Annotated in this window: 12 protein-coding genes; 4 read left to right on the top strand and 8 right to left on the bottom strand. The window is 45.6% G+C overall.

What is annotated here, in order from left to right; all coding sequences use genetic code 11:
* Positions 1–184 precede the first annotated feature (184 nt).
* From ABMB67_RS01605 to ABMB67_RS01580, 6 genes are all read right to left on the bottom strand, one after another.
* On the bottom strand, positions 185–1,252 hold the full coding sequence (locus tag ABMB67_RS01605) for a DUF4179 domain-containing protein (RefSeq protein ID WP_251222647.1): 1,068 nt from the start codon (positions 1,250–1,252) through the stop codon (positions 185–187).
* On the bottom strand, positions 1,227–1,775 hold the full coding sequence (locus ABMB67_RS01600; RefSeq protein ID WP_354570906.1) for a sigma-70 family RNA polymerase sigma factor: 549 nt from the start codon (positions 1,773–1,775) through the stop codon (positions 1,227–1,229). Before ABMB67_RS01600 ends, ABMB67_RS01605 begins: the two co-directional genes overlap by 26 nt.
* 62 nt (positions 1,776–1,837) lie before the next feature.
* Complete coding sequence (locus ABMB67_RS01595; RefSeq protein ID WP_435528537.1) at positions 1,838–3,595, bottom strand: ABC transporter ATP-binding protein; 1,758 nt, start codon at positions 3,593–3,595, stop codon at positions 1,838–1,840.
* Between the two features lie 423 nt (positions 3,596–4,018).
* Positions 4,019–5,983, bottom strand: a complete 1,965-nt coding sequence (locus ABMB67_RS01590; RefSeq protein ID WP_354570904.1) for a methyl-accepting chemotaxis protein — start codon at positions 5,981–5,983, stop codon at positions 4,019–4,021.
* 198 nt (positions 5,984–6,181) lie between these two features.
* Complete coding sequence (locus ABMB67_RS01585; RefSeq protein ID WP_354570903.1) at positions 6,182–7,063, bottom strand: LysR substrate-binding domain-containing protein; 882 nt, start codon at positions 7,061–7,063, stop codon at positions 6,182–6,184.
* A 172-nt stretch (positions 7,064–7,235) separates the two neighbouring features.
* The gene (locus ABMB67_RS01580; RefSeq protein ID WP_354570902.1) at positions 7,236–8,276 is read right to left on the bottom strand and encodes an acyltransferase family protein; all 1,041 of its coding nucleotides are present in this window, start codon (positions 8,274–8,276) and stop codon (positions 7,236–7,238) included.
* Between the two features lie 214 nt (positions 8,277–8,490).
* On the opposite strand from ABMB67_RS01580, the gene ABMB67_RS01575 reads away from it, so the two are divergent.
* The 3 genes from ABMB67_RS01575 (at position 8,491) to ABMB67_RS01565 (ending at position 12,480) form a co-directional block, all read left to right on the top strand.
* Positions 8,491–11,193: a UxaA family hydrolase gene (locus ABMB67_RS01575; protein ID WP_354570901.1), complete on the top strand. Its 2,703-nt coding sequence runs from the start codon at positions 8,491–8,493 to the stop codon at positions 11,191–11,193.
* A 541-nt stretch (positions 11,194–11,734) separates the two neighbouring features.
* Positions 11,735–12,040, top strand: a complete 306-nt coding sequence (locus tag ABMB67_RS01570) for a PadR family transcriptional regulator (protein WP_354570900.1) — start codon at positions 11,735–11,737, stop codon at positions 12,038–12,040.
* Positions 12,041–12,291: 251 nt separating this feature from the next.
* Positions 12,292–12,480, top strand: a complete 189-nt coding sequence (locus tag ABMB67_RS01565) for a hypothetical protein (RefSeq protein WP_251222672.1) — start codon at positions 12,292–12,294, stop codon at positions 12,478–12,480.
* Between the two features lie 195 nt (positions 12,481–12,675).
* Here ABMB67_RS01565 and ABMB67_RS01560 read toward each other — a convergent pair whose 3' ends face one another.
* Positions 12,676–14,121 carry a DHA2 family efflux MFS transporter permease subunit gene (locus ABMB67_RS01560; protein ID WP_354570899.1) on the bottom strand — a complete coding sequence of 482 codons (1,446 nt, stop codon included), beginning with the start codon at positions 14,119–14,121 and terminating at the stop codon, positions 12,676–12,678.
* A gap of 418 nt (positions 14,122–14,539) precedes the next feature.
* Here ABMB67_RS01560 and ABMB67_RS01555 point away from each other — a divergent pair, with 418 nt between their 5' ends.
* A complete protein-coding gene (locus ABMB67_RS01555; protein ID WP_354570898.1) occupies positions 14,540–15,949 on the top strand; it encodes a glycoside hydrolase family 18 protein in 1,410 nt (469 codons plus the stop codon).
* Positions 15,950–15,962: 13 nt separating this feature from the next.
* Here the strand turns inward: ABMB67_RS01555 and ABMB67_RS01550 are convergent, their stop codons facing one another.
* Positions 15,963–16,739: an HpcH/HpaI aldolase family protein gene (locus ABMB67_RS01550; protein WP_354570897.1), complete on the bottom strand. Its 777-nt coding sequence runs from the start codon at positions 16,737–16,739 to the stop codon at positions 15,963–15,965.
* Between the last annotated feature and the right edge of the window lie 19 nt (positions 16,740–16,758).

Genomic DNA, 16,758 nt, shown 5'->3' with positions numbered 1-16,758 from the left:
CTCTTCCTTTGAAATTTGCAAATATGGGATCATTATAGCAGTCTAAATGAATCTAGTACACCGGCTTAATAGTGAAATAAATGCTGTTTATGTACCAACGCGTAAAAATAAAAATGACTGAACTAGTAAAGTCCAGTCATTTTAATGGTTAAAACATACCTTTCTTCGATCACTTCATTGAGTCTTACGGCAATGTCACAATAAAGCTTTCAAACATCACAGCCTGCTGGTGGTGGTAAGTCGTTGTCGTTTCTGAGCTGTCGCTGCTGCCGGAGGTTGTACCGGTCGTCTCTTCCCTAATAAATGGGGTGATGGTTAATTGCTTCACTGTATCATCAATTGGCGTAAAGACAGTTTTCCCTGAAAATATCGTCTCTTCGTTATTTACCTCTCCTGAACCGGCTCCTGAAATGACAGAAGTCAATTCTCTTCCTGCATCATCAACGACAGTAAAATCTACAGAGGCAAATAGAGCAGCTTCTGATGGTGAAATCAAGTCAAAATGAATAGCGGTTCCACCTAGACCGGTTTCAATTGTTTTGACAACGAGCTCTAAATCTCCAGCTTCTTGTCGCTCGTCTACGTCAATGACGACATTGTTCTTTTGTGGCGTAACTGGGAAGGAAAAGTTCCACTTCTCTCCATTGCTACCTTCAAGTGTTAAATCGAGTGTAAATGATTCTGTAGGCAGAGTATTTTCAGGATAATCGAGCTCGATTTCGAGCACACCGCTTTCCTGCCTATCATCTATTATTTCGTGTTGTGTGATACCACTTGCAACTGCCTTGGGCGTTTTTCCGTCTATCTTAATCGAGTCAAGCCCAAGCACATAGTTTTCAATCGGAGCGTCCGATTCCGCTCGATACCCGATGCTAAACCGTGTACCATCATAGAAAGCTTCGTCGATTACCACGGTAGTTCCATCGCTGTGATCAGACTGGCCAACCACCTGAGAAAGACCTTGCTCGCTGACTTTCTTCAACCCGTCATCGCCAATCTCGGTGAAAATCGAGCCGATCAGCGGAATTTGCGAGACGACATTGGCCATCGCCGGTGAAACGGAAGCTGAGCCGATCAGCAGCACACCCGCAAAAACTGCCGCACCTGCACTGTAGAGCCATAGGTGCTTTCTCGATTTTTTTCGAATCGGTTCGGCTTCGTCTACCGTTTTCTCTATAATCGCATCCAGTTTATCAACTGGAACCTGAATTTGATCGAGCGTTTCTTTAAATGAACGTGGCTCGCTTGTCATCTCCATCACTCTCCTTTAATTTTCCGCGCAAAAGCTGTAACGCTCTATGAATGTTTGTTTTGACCGTGCCTTCCGGATGGTTGAGCAAGGAAGCAATCTGCTTCACCGTGTAGTCTTCATAAAAACGCAGGAACAGGACGGTTTTATACTTTTCATCGAGCTTTCCGAGCGCATCGAGTAAGTCGAGCTGATCCTCAGGCTGAACTTCATTGCGGGCGCTCGCCAGGCTGTCGAATATTTCTTCGTTCATTGGCACAACGCGCTGCTTTTTTCTTAAATAATCAAGCGAAGTGTTGATAAGTATTCGAGTGAGCCACGTTGAAAAATACTGCTCCTGTTTCAAGTCGGCGATCGCTATAAGCGCCTTATATACCGTCTCCTGAAAAATCTCCAGCGCTTCGTCTTCATTGCGGACATAAATGTATGCCAGCTTATAAAGCTTGTTCTTCTCCTCCTCCATCAGCTCCTGAAAGGCTTGCTTATCTCCTCTTTTTGCTCGTTTGATTTGCGTTAGCTTTTTCAAATGCCTTGAACCTCCTTTCGTCCTCTATTAGAGAGTTGAGAATGACAAAACGTTTCAATTTATTATTGATTAAATTGCTGCTCTGCCAGTTTTCGATAGAGAGGATGCTCTGCAAGCAGTTCTTCATGCTTGCCAATTCCGGTAATGGAGCCTTTTTCCAGCATAATAATCTGATCGGCATTGATAACGGTCGACAGTCGATGGGCAATCGCAATTGTCGTGCGTCCCTTCATTAACGTTTGCAAAGCTTTCTGAATAACGCGTTCGGATTCACTGTCCAAGCTGGAGGTCGCTTCGTCAAGCATCAGGATTTTTGGATCGCGGATCAGTGCTCTGGCAATGGCGATCCGTTGTCTTTGACCGCCTGATAATTTCATCCCCCGCTCCCCGACCTTCGTTTCAAAGCCATTCGGGAAACCATCGATAAAATGAGCGGCATACGCCAATTCGGCAGCCTGCCTTACCTGCTCATCTGGCACATTTTCCAACCCATAGCAAATATTTTCGCGAATTGTCCCATCCATTAAAGGGCTTTCCTGTGAGACGTAGCCAATTTGATTTCTCCAATCCGAAAGCTTTACATCCTGGAGGCTCGCACTGCCATAAAGAATATCTCCTTCAACCGGCTGATAAAATCGTTCCAGTAAACCAAACATCGTTGTCTTCCCGCTGCCGCTCGGCCCGACGACAGCTGTTACTTTTCCGGCTGGAATCGTACAGTTAATATCGGTAAGCACCCGTTCTTCTTCCTGTTGCGCGGAGGGGTAATAGAACGACACATGCTGGAAGTGGATATCCTGTTCTTCTGCCGGAATTGGCGTATATGTTTTTATCTGTTCCTCGGCTTGCAGCTCATCTGCATCTGAAACTAGCTTCTGAATCCGCTCAGTGGCTCCCATCGCCTTTTGAAACTCAGTAAAAAATGATGTCAGCTGCGTGAAAGGGAAGATCAGCTGGAACAAATAGAGCATCATCATCACCATCGTTCCGGCAGTTAAAGCACCAGAGGCAACCTGGGATCCGCTGTAGCCGATCAGTAGGACGAGCACAATCATCATCACCATTGTCATCAGAGGGCTGATGATCGCTAAAATTTTTGCCTGTCTGATTCCGAAGCGAAATAAACGGTCGACGGCGCTCGTTCCACGGCTTCCTTCCTCCGCTTCGGCATTATACGCTTTGACTAACCGGATATCACCGAGCACTCGCGCCATTCCTGCCGAGAAGGAGGCCATTTCATCCTGTGTTTTCAGCGAGACCTGATACATTTTTTGTCCGGCGGGGTGGAGAACAACGATTGCCAGCGGTACGACAAGCAGCATCAAAAGCATCATTTTCCAATCAATGATTAGCAAAATAATAGCTGCCCCGAGCACCGTAATAATCCCGGAGACGAATGATACAAGCTGATCGGTAATCAGTCGTTTCAATGTATCTGTATCATGGGTCATCCGGCTCATCGTTTCCCCAGACGGAGAAGCATCGAAATAAGAGATCGGCAAGTGCAAAATTCGCCGCCAAAGCTGCTTCCGCACATCGGCTACGACCCATTCCCCCATATAACTCATTAAATAATACGAAACTGCCCCCGCTACCGCCTGTAATACGAAAGCTCCGATTAAAACGGCAATAAGCATAACATTCAGCTGGCCGAGCGCAAACTGGTCAACAATATCACCTGTAAATACGGGAACGATCAGAATTCCCGCTGTCTCGATCAAGCTCAATAGTAGGGCAACGGCTATCATCCATTTCGGAATTTTCGCCTGTTTAATATAAGATAAAAACACGTTCCAATTATTCTGTTGTTTCATGTCCATTCCTCCCCATTGTAGCGGTTATCTGCATACCTGACCGCCGCTGCATATCGTAGACGAGTCCGATCTGCTCGCATTGGTGTCATCAACAAAGGTTTTCATCGTCACTCCCGTCAAATTCGCTGCAACGTAAAGCGGCTCCCCGTACATAAAACAATAGACCCTTACGTAAGGTAAGAGTCAATGTTTATTTTGATATTCTATTGAATTCATGCTTGTAAAACATTAAAGAACCAGGTCATTCCGAGTCCACTGAAAAACTTCCTTTTTCGTAACTCGAAGAAGAGTAATGGCTCCGCACGTTGCGCGCCTTGCTTCGACAAACTCATTTGTAGCAAGGCTTCAAAATCAGGCAACGGCTACGCTCATTACTTAAAAGCTGCTGAAAAAATATGATTTTCACTTTTTCAGCAGCTACGTCATTTCTCAAATTTTAAATCGTTTCATTTTTTCATTCAGTTCTTGAACTAGCTGGTCTAATGTATCAGTATTTTGCGCAATTTGTTCAATTGAACTTGCGGTTTGCTGAGTCGAAGCGGTTGTTTGCTCAATCCCCGCCGCTGATTCCTCGGAAATCGAGGCGATATGGTCAATAAATTGCTGCATGTCTTCCGAGTCCTGTTCAATCATTTTCAAGTCTGACGTATTTTGATTAATTTTTGTAATCATTTCGGCTATCGCAGCCGTCATTTCATTCAATGTTTGACCGGTAGCATCAATCTGCTTCGTCCCAAGCTCGACCTGTGAGTAACTGGAGCGCAAGGCGTCCGTTGCCTGCCTGGATTCCGTTTGAATTCCGGAGACGATCGCTTTAATATCCTCCGTGGAGTGAGCGGCCTGTTCAGCAAGCTTGCGAACCTCATCTGCCACAACGGCAAAGCCGCGACCGTGCTCACCGGCGCGCGCCGCTTCAATCGCCGCATTTAACGCAAGCAGGTTCGTCTGCTCGGCCACCGCTTGAATCATGTTAACAAGATTAGTAATGTCGCTCGACTTCTGCTCCAGACTAACGACCTTCGTCACTGCTTCATCAACTCGCTGGTGAATCGTGTCCATTTGCGTAATCGACGTATCCATTCTTTCTTTTCCTGCTTCCGTCAGCTTAAGCACATTACTGGCTGTTGAGGCGAGATCATCTCCGGTTTTGCTTGCTGATGTTATTTTTGCAGAATACGATTGCATCGTTTCCGTTAAATCAACTGTAGCGGAAGCTTGTGATTCCGCTCCGTTCGACAATTCCTGCATCGTCATTGAGATTTGCTGACTGCCATTCATGATTTCCTCGGATGATTGTCTCAGCATCGCCGATTGCTGATTGACCCGCCCCGTTAAGTGAGCTAATGTCTGAATGATCTCGCGTAAATGCGTTTTTGTCTCATTTACCGATTTGAACAATTTTCCGATCTCATCTTTTCTGCTTTTTGTCGTCAATGCAGCGGTGAGATTGCCTTTTGCAATTTCATCCATCACTTCCGTCACGTCCTGGATTGGCTTCGAAAAGCTTCTGCTGATTGCCCAGGCGATGAACGAGATCGCCAAAACCGTTATCCCTAACACGATAAAAAGGATAAGGACGATTCTGTTTTGAAATTGTCCGATGATCGATTCATCCTGATTAAAATTAATAATCCCGATCACCTCGGACTGGGTAGGGTCAAAGAGAGGAATGTAGGTTTCTCTCAAATTGCCCCTATCCTCTGTCACCTCTTCTCCGCGCATGACTTTTTCAATAAGCGGCTCATTGAGTCTGCTGTCAATCACATCATCATGCGAAGAGACCATGATCTCTCCGTCCGTATTAAAAATGTTTAAATCAACTCGCTGTAATGAGTCAGTAATCGAATTGAGAAATGTACTGCTCAGACCAGTCTGAAGAGTCCCGATTGTTTCGTTATCAACTTTGATTGGCACAAAAGCACGAACGGCCAGGCCGCTGTTCCCAAATTCAAAGCCTGCTAGTTCCTCCCCATTCAAAGCGGATTGAATCACAGCCATCCCGCTTTTATCATCGCCGAACTTTTCGGGGTTATGGGCTCTGTAGAAGACGTTTCCGGCCGAATCGCCAAATTCAAATACGTCGATCCCGTGCTCGGCTTGTAAGCGAGTATACATATGTTGCATGCTGAGATGAAGCTGCTCCCGGTCGTGATTTAAAAAGGCTTCCTTCAATTCCACATCATTAGCATAAAGTGAAGTGAGGGTGAGTAAATCCGTCGCGGCCTGATTTAGCTGAAGCGAGACGGTCGCTTTTGTTTCATTTTTGTTCTCTGTTAATAAACGAGAGAACCCGCTTTGCATTTCTGTGTAAAAAAAGATGCTTACACATAATAAAGGAACGAGGGAAACGAGTAAAAAGATAGTAAATAATTTAGAACGAATAGACGTAAACAACTAGTGCGCCTCCTACTTCATGATGGATTCTTCGATATGACTAGATTAGTATATGATAATTCGACAAAATTTGCTATAAGCAGTATAAAAAATGATTTTTTGGAAGTTCATCTCGCAAAACGCAGCAAAAACTCCCATTTGCAGCATAGCTGCAAGTGGGAGCAAGTCATAATCTATAATATATCTACTTTTCTATCGTCACACGCTCCGAAACACATCGGTCATAAACTCCTGCATCAACGGACTGATCGGACGGTCATGCCGGTAGATCACTGAGATCGACCGGTCGTGAATGAAGTTTGGTAACGGCCGGACGGCAAGCTTGTTTTGTTTTACTTCTTCCTCCACTGCTCGCTCCGATAAAATCGTCGCCCCCGTACCGAGAATGACCATCTGCTTGATCGCCTCAATACTCGTTAATTCCATTTGAATATGTAAGTCAAGCTTCTCGCGCTCCGCCCATTTATCAATGATTTGGCGCGTGGAACCGGACTGGTGAATATAAATCGGGACTTGTTCGATATCTTCGAGCGTTATCTGCTCTTTCTCCGCTAAAGGATGCTCGGGGGAATGAACGAAGACGAGACGATCCGGGACAATCGCTTTACATAGCAGCAATGAATGCTGGAGAGGTTGAATCGAGACGATGCCGAAATCGACCTGCTTTGCTTCGACCATCTTGATGATCGTAGGGGCTGAATGAACATGGAGCGTAATATGGACGTTCGGCCGCTTCACATGGAACTGACTGCAAATCGGCGGTAACAGATAGCTTGCCGGAATCGTACTCGCCCCGATTTGCAGCTCGCCTCTTTTATACGATTGATAATCCTTCATCACCCGCTCGGCTTCCGATACGAGCAGAAGAATTTTCTCCGCATACTGGTAAAGCATCGAACCAGCCGAGGTTAAGACGATTTCTTCCCCCTTTTGTTCATATAAAATCACCCCTAAAGACTCCCGCAGCTTTTTCAAGTGGAAAGAGACGGTTGGCTGCTTTAATTTCATCGCGCGCGCGACTTTTGTGACATTTTTCGATTGGCAAAACCGATAATAAATATCGAGCTGCTGCAAGTTCATTGTAAACCCTCTCTCCCCCTTATAGATTAATTCTATCGTATCATGAGTAATTCATTGAAATTATTAATTATACGAGTGGGTTTCTCACAACGGGCTTGTGGCGTATGAAGCCATTGCCAGTAGGTCCAAAGCTAGTTTTGTCTCAAGCTCATTAATCGGTTTCATTCCTTATTTATTGTGAAGGAGTGAGTTCCCTCCACTTCCTTCTTTTCGCACCGTAACGGATTGGCTGCTCAATAAACCGCCAAGACAACGTGGCAACCACAAGCGTAATCCCCATTTGGATCAACATCCAAATGAGCCGATTTTCTCCATTTCCTGCCGGAAAGAACAAAACGATAATCGGATAATGCCATAAATAAATACCGTATGAACGAATGCCGAACCACCGTAGCCACTTCCATTCGAAAACACGATTGATCCAAGTAGAGGGGTGAACGGCGGCGACGATCAAGCCAGCTGTCGCCAACGACTGCAGCACCATACCACCGCGGTACAGGAAAGCATCATACTCGGTCGTCTTCCACATCATCCAAAGCAAACCGGCCAAGCTGACAGTCCCGATAAAATTAAGGGCGAGACGCGCCCCATTATGATCAGCCAGCTTCTCCTTGACGATTTGGCTCGGTAAACTTAGCGCAAGTGCCGCTCCGATCAGAAAAGAGAAGGCGCGGGTATCTGTCCCGAAATAGACTCTGCTAGTATCGAATAGCCCCGGTTGATAGAGCGCTGCCATTTCAACGATCGAAGCCAGAGCTCCGATGAAGATCAAACCAGTGAGAAGCTTGCGGTTGCGAACAAACCGAAGCCCAAGTAAAAGCAACACTGGCCAAACGAGGTAAAACTGCTCCTCAACAGCGAGCGACCAGAAATGCAAGAGCGGAGATGGCTGTCCGAAATTAGAAAAATAGCCGACATCGTTAAAGATGAACCACCAGTTCGTCATATAAAAAAGTGATGCGAACCAGTCCTCCCACAGCTCCGCTAATTGCAGAGGATGAAACAGCGCTGTCCATAGCGCGACAGCCAGTAAGACGACAAGCTGGACAGGAAGCAGACGCTTGATCCGCCGAATCCAAAAATGGCGAAAATCAATTCGGTTAGTATACTTCCACTCCATCATGAGAAGGTCTGTAATGAGATAGCCGGATAAAACAAAAAATACGCCGACACCTAAAAAACCACCAGAGACCGCTTCCAGAACGATGGTCATTCTTTGAACATAATATAGGTAAGAACTGTTTATAAGAAAATATCAGCCGTTTTTTTCATTCTGTGATAAAATATGTACATGAGCTCATCTATGCTAAAAACGGGACTTCGATTTTTATTAAAAAATTTATAAAACGCTTTCAAGCTTTTTGAGCATCGTTTTAGCCATGATGATAGATTGTTGATAGAAATCTACAGTAAGGAGTTTGAAAACTATGAATTTATCTTACAAATTTGATGAAGTTGCTAGACTTCCGTTACCGGAAGATAATGTCGCAGTGGCGACGCGTCAGCTCGATGCTGGTACGGTGATTCACTATCAGGGGCAGGAGCTGACTTTGGATTATACAGTCATGGAAGGGCACCGCTTTGCGGTAAAACCAATTGCGCCGGGCGATGATATGCTTTCGTGGGCACTGCCATTTGGCGTCGCGCAGAAGGAAATCCAGCCTGGAAATTACGTGATTAACGACGGAGTGCTTGAGGCGCTGAGTGTGCGTGGGCTTGACTTCGCCTTGCCGCCGGAGCCGAATTTTTCCGACGATGTACCGGAATTTGTTCTTGATGAGGAAAGCTTTCAGCCTGCCCCTGCCCTGCCCACGTATAAGGAAACACGGACGTTCATGGGCTACCGTCGCAGCAAAGCTCGCGGAGTTGGTACAAGAAACATGGTCGTTCTACTCGGTACGACTTCACGCACCGGCAGCTATGTGAAGCAGCTAGCTTCACGCCTACAAAACGAACTGCCGAATTATCCGCAAATTGACGGAATTGTCCCGGTCGCTCATACAGAAGGAGACATAAAGCAGCCGAACAACCTTCCATTGTTATTACGGACCCTTTCCGGATTTATGGTCAACCCAAACGTCGGTGCCGTTCTGCTCGTCGATTACGGAAATGAAGGCGTTACCAACAAAATGGTTGAAGAATATGCAAGAAGCCACGATTACCCGGTTGATGATGTTCTGCACCGCTTTCTTTCTATCCAGGATGGATTTGAAGAAAGCTTGGCCAAAGGGGAAGAAATTGTCCGACAATGGTTGCCGGCTGTAAATGCAATCGAACGGACACCCGAGTCAATCAGCCATCTTAAAATCGCTTTGCAGTGCGGTGGTTCCGACTCCTTCTCCGGCATTTCCGCCAATCCGTTGCTCGGTTGGATTTCAAAGGAGTTAATCCAGTATGGCGGCGCTGCCAACCTTGCGGAAACGGATGAACTCATCGGAGCTGAACCGTATGTTCTGCAGAAAGTTCGCGACGTCGAGACGGCACGCAAGTTTTTAACGTTAGTCGATGAGTTTAAGACACGGACGGCCTGGCATGGGGCGAATGCCGAAGGGAATCCATCAGGCGGAAATAAATTCCGCGGACTCTATAATATTTATTTGAAGTCGATTGGTGCCGCCCGCAAAAAAGATCCGGATATGCGTCTTGATTATGCGATTGATTACGGTGCGCCAATGCACGATTCAGGATTTCATTTCATGGACAGTCCGGGGAACGATCTTGAAAGTATCGCCGGCCAGGTTGCCTCCGGCTGTAATCTGATTTTCTTTACAACAGGAAATGGTTCTGTGACCAACTTTCCGTTTGTGCCGACGCTCAAGGTCGTGACGACTTCCCGCCGGTTCGAGCTGCTTTCAAAGGATATGGATATTAATGCCGGTCTGTATCAGGATGGCATGCCGATGGATGAGCTCGGCAAGCAAACATTTGAATTAATGTTGAAAACAGCCTCCGGTCAACGCAGTGTCGGGGAAAGAGCAGGCCATGCGCAAGTACAAATTTGGCGCAACTGGCAGCAGACCGATGCGAGCAAACTTAAAGAGCTGCTCACTAAGCCGGAGCCGACTGGTGAGCCGATTGCCATCCGCACAGACGGAGCAGTCATCCCTTCTGTCACATTCAGCTTTACGCGTCAGAACGATCATCTCGCCAGTGACGCCATCGGCTTAATTTTACCGACGAGTCTCTGTTCCGGTCAGGTCGCCAATATGATCGCCAAGCGTCTGAATGAAAAAGAGCTCGGTCAGGAAAAAGGTCTGTCCCGCTTTGTGGCATTGGCTCATACGGAAGGCTGTGGGAACTCGGCTGGTCAGCCTGAGCAGATGTATGCCCGCACGATGATGGGCTATCTCCGTCATCCGCTTGTCAAACATTGTCTGCTGCTGGAGCATGGCTGTGAGAAAACACATAATGACTTTATGAGAAATCAAATGAAAGAAAATGGCATCGACCCGAGCCGGCTTGGCTTTGCCAGTATTCAGCTTGATGGCGGCATTAAAAAAGTAACGGAAAAGGTCGAAGCGTGGTTTACCGGGCAATTGGCTGTCACCTCGCCGCGAAAAGAAGAAGTTGTCGGGCTGGAAGGCTTGCGTGTCGGCATTATCACTGACGGTTCTATCACAGATGTTGATGGAGAGCAGTTAGCTGCTTTAACAAAAATGATTGTCAGTGCTGGCGGTTTGGTGGTGCTTCCTGACAATAGCCAATTACTTGAAACAGAAGCTTATCATAAGCAAGTATTCACATCAGCGGATATCGAGCCGTCGCTATCTTACGGAGAACATGCACGCAAAAACGGTTTCCATATTATGGAGGCACCCACTACGCACTGGGTTGAAACGATCACAGGATTAGCTGCAACGGGTGTCGAGCTCTTTATTGCCTTGACGAATGAACAACCAATGCAGACTCACCCGTTTGTGCCAATGCTGCAAATTTCTTCGAACCTGACAATGCAGCAACGATTCGCCAACGATTTAGACCTTGTCCTAAGCGGTGATCCATCCATCTGGACAGAACAAATTTTAGAACGTTGTAAGCAAACAATCGAGCATGATTATACGCCACGTCTCTTCAAACAGGGGAACATCGATTTTCAATTTACCCGTGGTTTGCTAGGTATCTCTTTATAAAATATAGGGCGGGACAAAAGGTAAAAAACCTTTTGTCCCGCCCTATTACGCTTCAAAGTTTGCTTGAAGGCGTATTTGTCCGCAGCGTGCCACATGCAAAATTGTTGCTCAAAATCTTCCTAAAATTAAAAGCCGCTAGTAACGACAAATTGTATCTTTATTGAATAATACAATTATATCGCTGAGCTTAAGTCTTTAATTTGTAGAATCACATTTCCACGTTTATGTCCTTCGTCAACATATCGGTTGGCTTCAACAACTTGATACATCTCTTAAGGATTATAGCTATAGCACATCAGGTCCACCATGACACTCATAAACAACCGCCTTCATAGCAACCATTTCATATTGCCTCCCTCAGTTAATTTTTATTTATATCGTTACATTTTTTCGGTGTTCGGATTACCGTGTGGAAAATACGTTTAACAATAAAAACTTAACACGACATCATTTATTTTATTGACGTCATCTCCAATGTAGTTTATTATTACGTTATACGATATAACGTTTAACGTAATAATTGTTGGAAAGGAGTGGGAATATGGTTAAGAAAAACAGATTTTCTGAACCTTCATTGTTGATTTTAATAAGTCTGGCTGAAAAAAACCGACATGGCTATGCGATTATGGAAGACATTGAAAAAAATTATGACATTAAGTTAGGCCCAGGTACATTATATGGAGCCATATCACGTTTAGAGAAAGCAGGGTATATAAGTGTCCTTGAATCACAAGAACGTAAAAAGCCTTACAAGCTGACAGAGGAAGGACAAATCTTTTTAACTGAGCAAATTAAAGAAATTCAGAAAGTTGCCTCACTTGGTATGAAAAGGCTTGGTTTATTATGAAGTGGTTTATATATCTCTATCCTAAAAGTTGGAGAAGACGCTATGGCAATGAGTTGATTGAGGTATTAACACAAACAGATAGGTCATTCAAAACAATAGTTGACTTACTTTTAGGCATAATTGATGCTTGGCACATGGAACTAAGTGAAAGGGAGATCTATGGATTTCGTATGAGTCAAGTATTGGTTTTTATTAGCTTAATTAATGTCCTAATTATTTCGAAATTGATATCATTAAGGGAGGTTATTTTGTTGGAACAAATTGCGCTGATTGTTGCTATGCTATCTTTTTTCTTAGCAATTGTTGTTTTAATAGTGAATATGTTCAAAGTTGGAATTTTACCAGCCTTTTCGATTAAAACGAGGTTAGCTAAAGTATCAGTTGGTTTAATGGGATCTTATGCGATCTTTTTTATAACCTTTTTAGTCTTAGCAAATTAATTAGTTATTCATGCAAATATTGAGTTACTATTGTAAAACGCCAACGGAGCCAAAAAATAACTGCACCTCAATGTTCATGTCATTAACATGTGAGGTGCAGCATGAATTCGCCGCGTTATTCATTTATTTTTGCAACGATTTGGACACATCTTCAAATTTCAGTTATGGTCAAGTCCATTGATGCTATCATGTCCGTTAATGAAGGGCCCCTTCCTTCTGAGCTCCTCCATCCGGACTGATTGCTTTTTTCATAAAAAAAGCAATCAACAACGCGACCACGCTCAAGGCAATTGCAAACCAGTACGCGTGATGAACACCGATTGTCATTGCTTCATCAAGCATTTGTTGCGTTACCGGGCCGGTCTGGGATTCAATAAAGCGGCTGCTTCCCTGTGAAACGATACTGACAAAAATCGAAACACCGAGCGCGCCGGCAATCGGCTGTAACGTTGTCGCAATCGCCGTGCCATGCGGATATAAATGAACAGGTAAATCATTTAACGCATTCGTTTCAGCCGGCATCATAATTGAAGTAATCGCCACCATCAGCACTAGATAGACGGCCATGAATGTCCACGCTGACATTGATGGGTCAATCGTGCTGAAGAAAATCATCACCGCGACTAAGACAAGCGAACCCGGTATAATCAGTTTTCTCGGACCGAAACGGTCGAATAGCGTGCCCATTACCGGAGACAGCAATCCGCTTAACAACGCTCCCGGCAAAAGCAATAGACCGGCGAGCTTCGCAGAAAAACCGAGCGGCCCTTGCAAATACATCGGCATGATGATTTCAGAGGCGAACATTGCCATAACGACAATGACAAAAACGCAGACGCCCTGAGCGTAATTCCGATACGTGAATACACGGACGTCAAGGAGCGGCTCCTCCAGCCTGAGCTGCCGCCAGACGAAGAAAATCAGCGACACCAGGCTGATCGCAATAATCGTCAGCACGGGTGCCGACATAAAGCCTTGCCCGCTTTCGCCGGCACTGCTAAACGCATATACAATTCCGCCGATTCCGATGCTTGAAAGGATAATCGAAGGAATATCGGCTTTCGGCCGGGTGACCTCGCCAACGTTTTGTAAATACTTAAGCGCAAATAAAATCGAGAATATGGCAAACGGGATCACAGAGATGAATAGCCAGCGCCAGCCAAGCAAATCAACGATCACGCCTGATAAAGTCGGCCCGAGTGCTGGGGCGAACATAATCACAAGGCCGAATGTCCCCATAATCTTTCCGCGCACTTCGACTGGATAGATTAATAGCAAAGCATTAAAGATAACCGGGATCAACAGCCCCGTTCCAACAGCCTGAACCATCCGGCCAGCTAAAAGCATTGGAAAAGTAAGGGCACAAGCGGCGATCGTCGTCCCGAGTAAAAAGATCGACATGACACCGATGAACATTTGTCTTGTCGTAAACCATTGTATCAACAAAGCGGAAACAGGCATTAATACGCCCATAACGAGCATAAATCCGGTCGCCATCCATTGGACGGTATGGGCTTCAATTGAAAAGACCTCCATTAGTTCCGTCAGCGCAATATTGAGCAATGTTTCGTTTAAAATAGCAAAGAATGCCCCGATCATAAATGTGATCAGGATCGGCTTCGTCTTCATAGTAGGGTTCATTGGCTCCTCCAGGTAAATAAAATAAAAAAACTCCTTATCATTTCTGAACAGGAGGACAACCATGCGTATATACAGCACTATAAGAGACAAGCCTTTCATGCAGGAAAAGGCTTATGAGTTATCAGCTATATGAAAAACCACCATGATTTCATCCAACCCTATTCAAAAAACGACAAACGCAATGCGACTGTCTTTTTTCATGCAGAAGATAGTAATAATCTTCTTCAATAGGATTAGTAGATCATGGTAACCACCCTTCCGACTTTTAATCATCATAATCATAGCGATCGTATAATGAAATGTCAAGCACTTTTATGAGGAGCATGACAGGTATACTCGTTATGATTACGGATGGACGACTGTCATATTTTGTATAATACAGCATATAGTAGACAAAAATGGCAATGGAGGGGCTGCAATGATCATTCATGTCGTTCGGGGCGGGGAGACACTTTGGCAAATTGCCGGCTACTACAATATGAACATTCAGACGATCATCGAACTGAATCAACTTGAGGATCCGAACCAGCTTGTTAACGGTCAGACCTTGATCATTCCCGCCGCGGGAAGTGCCTATGTCGTTCGGCCTGGTGATACCCTTTCGGCGATTGCCGCGCAATATGGCGTCTCCGTCCAGGCACTCATCGCCGCAAACCCATCACTGAATCCTAACTTGCTTTATCCCGGAGAAACATTGGTTATCCCCCCTGTTCACTATGTCGTCCAACCTCAGGATACCCTTTGGCATATCGCCAATCGTTTTGGCACTACAGTCGAAGCACTTGTAGCAGAAAACCAGCTTTCCAATGGGAATTTGATTTACCCAGGTTATCCATTGATCATCCCCCGACCGCGACCAGTTATTGAAGTCAATGCGTACACTTATCAGGAAGATCAGGACGCGGCCCAAACGATCGCTTCCCTTAGCCCGCTGCTTACCTATATGAGTCCATTCGCATATATGATAACGGAAACTGGAGAGCTCGAGCCGGTTGAGGATGAGCTGACGATCGCTGCAGCCTGGCAAAATCAGGTGATCCCAATGATGGCCGTTACAAATTTCACGGCAACAGAAGCAGGTTCCAATTTAGCTCATACGATTTTGGCGAGCGCCGGCTTGCAGGAGCAGCTGCTCACAAACATTGTGACAATTATGAGAGAAAAAGGGTACAGTGGCGTAAATATTGATTTTGAAAATGTTCTGCCCGATGATCGGGAATTGTATAATCAATTTCTCGAACGGGCTGTTGCACGCCTTCATCCGGATGGTTATTTTGTGTCAACCGCAGTCGCTCCGAAAACAAGTGGCGCTCAGGCCGGCTTGCTGTATGAGGCTCATGATTATGAGGCCCATGGCCGGATCGTTGATTTCGTCATCTTAATGACCTATGAATGGGGCTACCGGCTTGGACCGCCCCAAGCGATTTCACCGCTATCCAATATGAGACAGGTCGTTGAATATGCTTTGTCTGTTATGCCGCCTGAGAAGGTTTTTTTAGGGTTTCAAATTTATGCGCGTGACTGGCTAATCCCTCATGTCGAGGGTCAGGAAGCAGAAACATTCAGTCCACAGGAAGCTGTGCAACGAGCGATTCGGTATCGTGCACCGATCCACTATGATGCCCTCGCCCAGTCTCCGTTTTTCCGTTATACGGATGAAAACGGGCAAGCTCATGAAGTATGGTTTGAGGATGCCCGCAGCGCCCAGGCGAAATTTGACTTGATCAAAGAGTTTCAGCTGCGGGGAGTCAGCTACTGGGCGTTGGGCTATCCTTATCCGCAAAACTGGACGCTATTAGAGGCGAACTTTACGATTCGAAAAAGGTAGAAGGTGACACCATTCAAGATGAAGCGCCGCGGATCGCGGCGATCCCTTGCTTGACGGCCTGCTGATACAGCCAGACATCACCTGAATAAGCGATAAAGCGGTAGCCTTTTTCTTTCCAGTGAATCGCAGCTTCCACATCCGAGACAAAACAGCCTGCTGCTTTGCCGTGCTTCTCACAAACTTCAACGACCTGCTCCATCGCCTGAATTAAACGTGGATGGTCATATTGCCCGCTAATGCCCATCGATTGCGAAAGATCAAGGTTTCCGACAAACACGACATCAACACCTTCCGTAGCTGTAATTTCCTCGACATTACTCAGCCCGGTTTCGTTCTCGATTTGAGCGATAATCAACGTTTCCTGATTGCTTCTTTTCATTTTCTCTGAAATGTCACCGCCAATATAATCATCGTGAGCAAGGCTGAAGGCTGTTCCTCTTTTGCCAAGGGGTCCATATTTCGTTGCGGCGATAATTTGTTCAGCCTGTTCTTTTGATTCAACAAAGGGAATCATCAACCCCATTGCACCGATATCGAGAATCCGGCTCAAATGGCTATACTGGCTATCCGGCACCCGAACAAAAGGAAGAATAGAAGCGCCACGATTATAGCTCATCAATTGGCGCATCGATTCCATTCCGATGCCACTATGCTCCATGTCATAAATAATAAAATCCGAACCGGTTTGCTCCAAAATAGCGGCAACCCCCGGGGTGTTAAACTCAAAAACCATCGTGCCAATCGCCGTTTTCCCTGCTGTAAGTTCTTCTTTCACCTGATTTTTTCTCATTATACTGACTCCTTTTCTG

The organism is Halalkalibacter oceani, assembly GCF_040544555.1.
Lineage (GTDB): Bacteria > Bacillota > Bacilli > Bacillales > Bacillaceae_D > Halalkalibacter > Halalkalibacter oceani.
The sequence above is the reverse complement of the archived record's forward strand: the minus strand, read 5'-3'. Positions and strand labels throughout refer to the sequence as shown.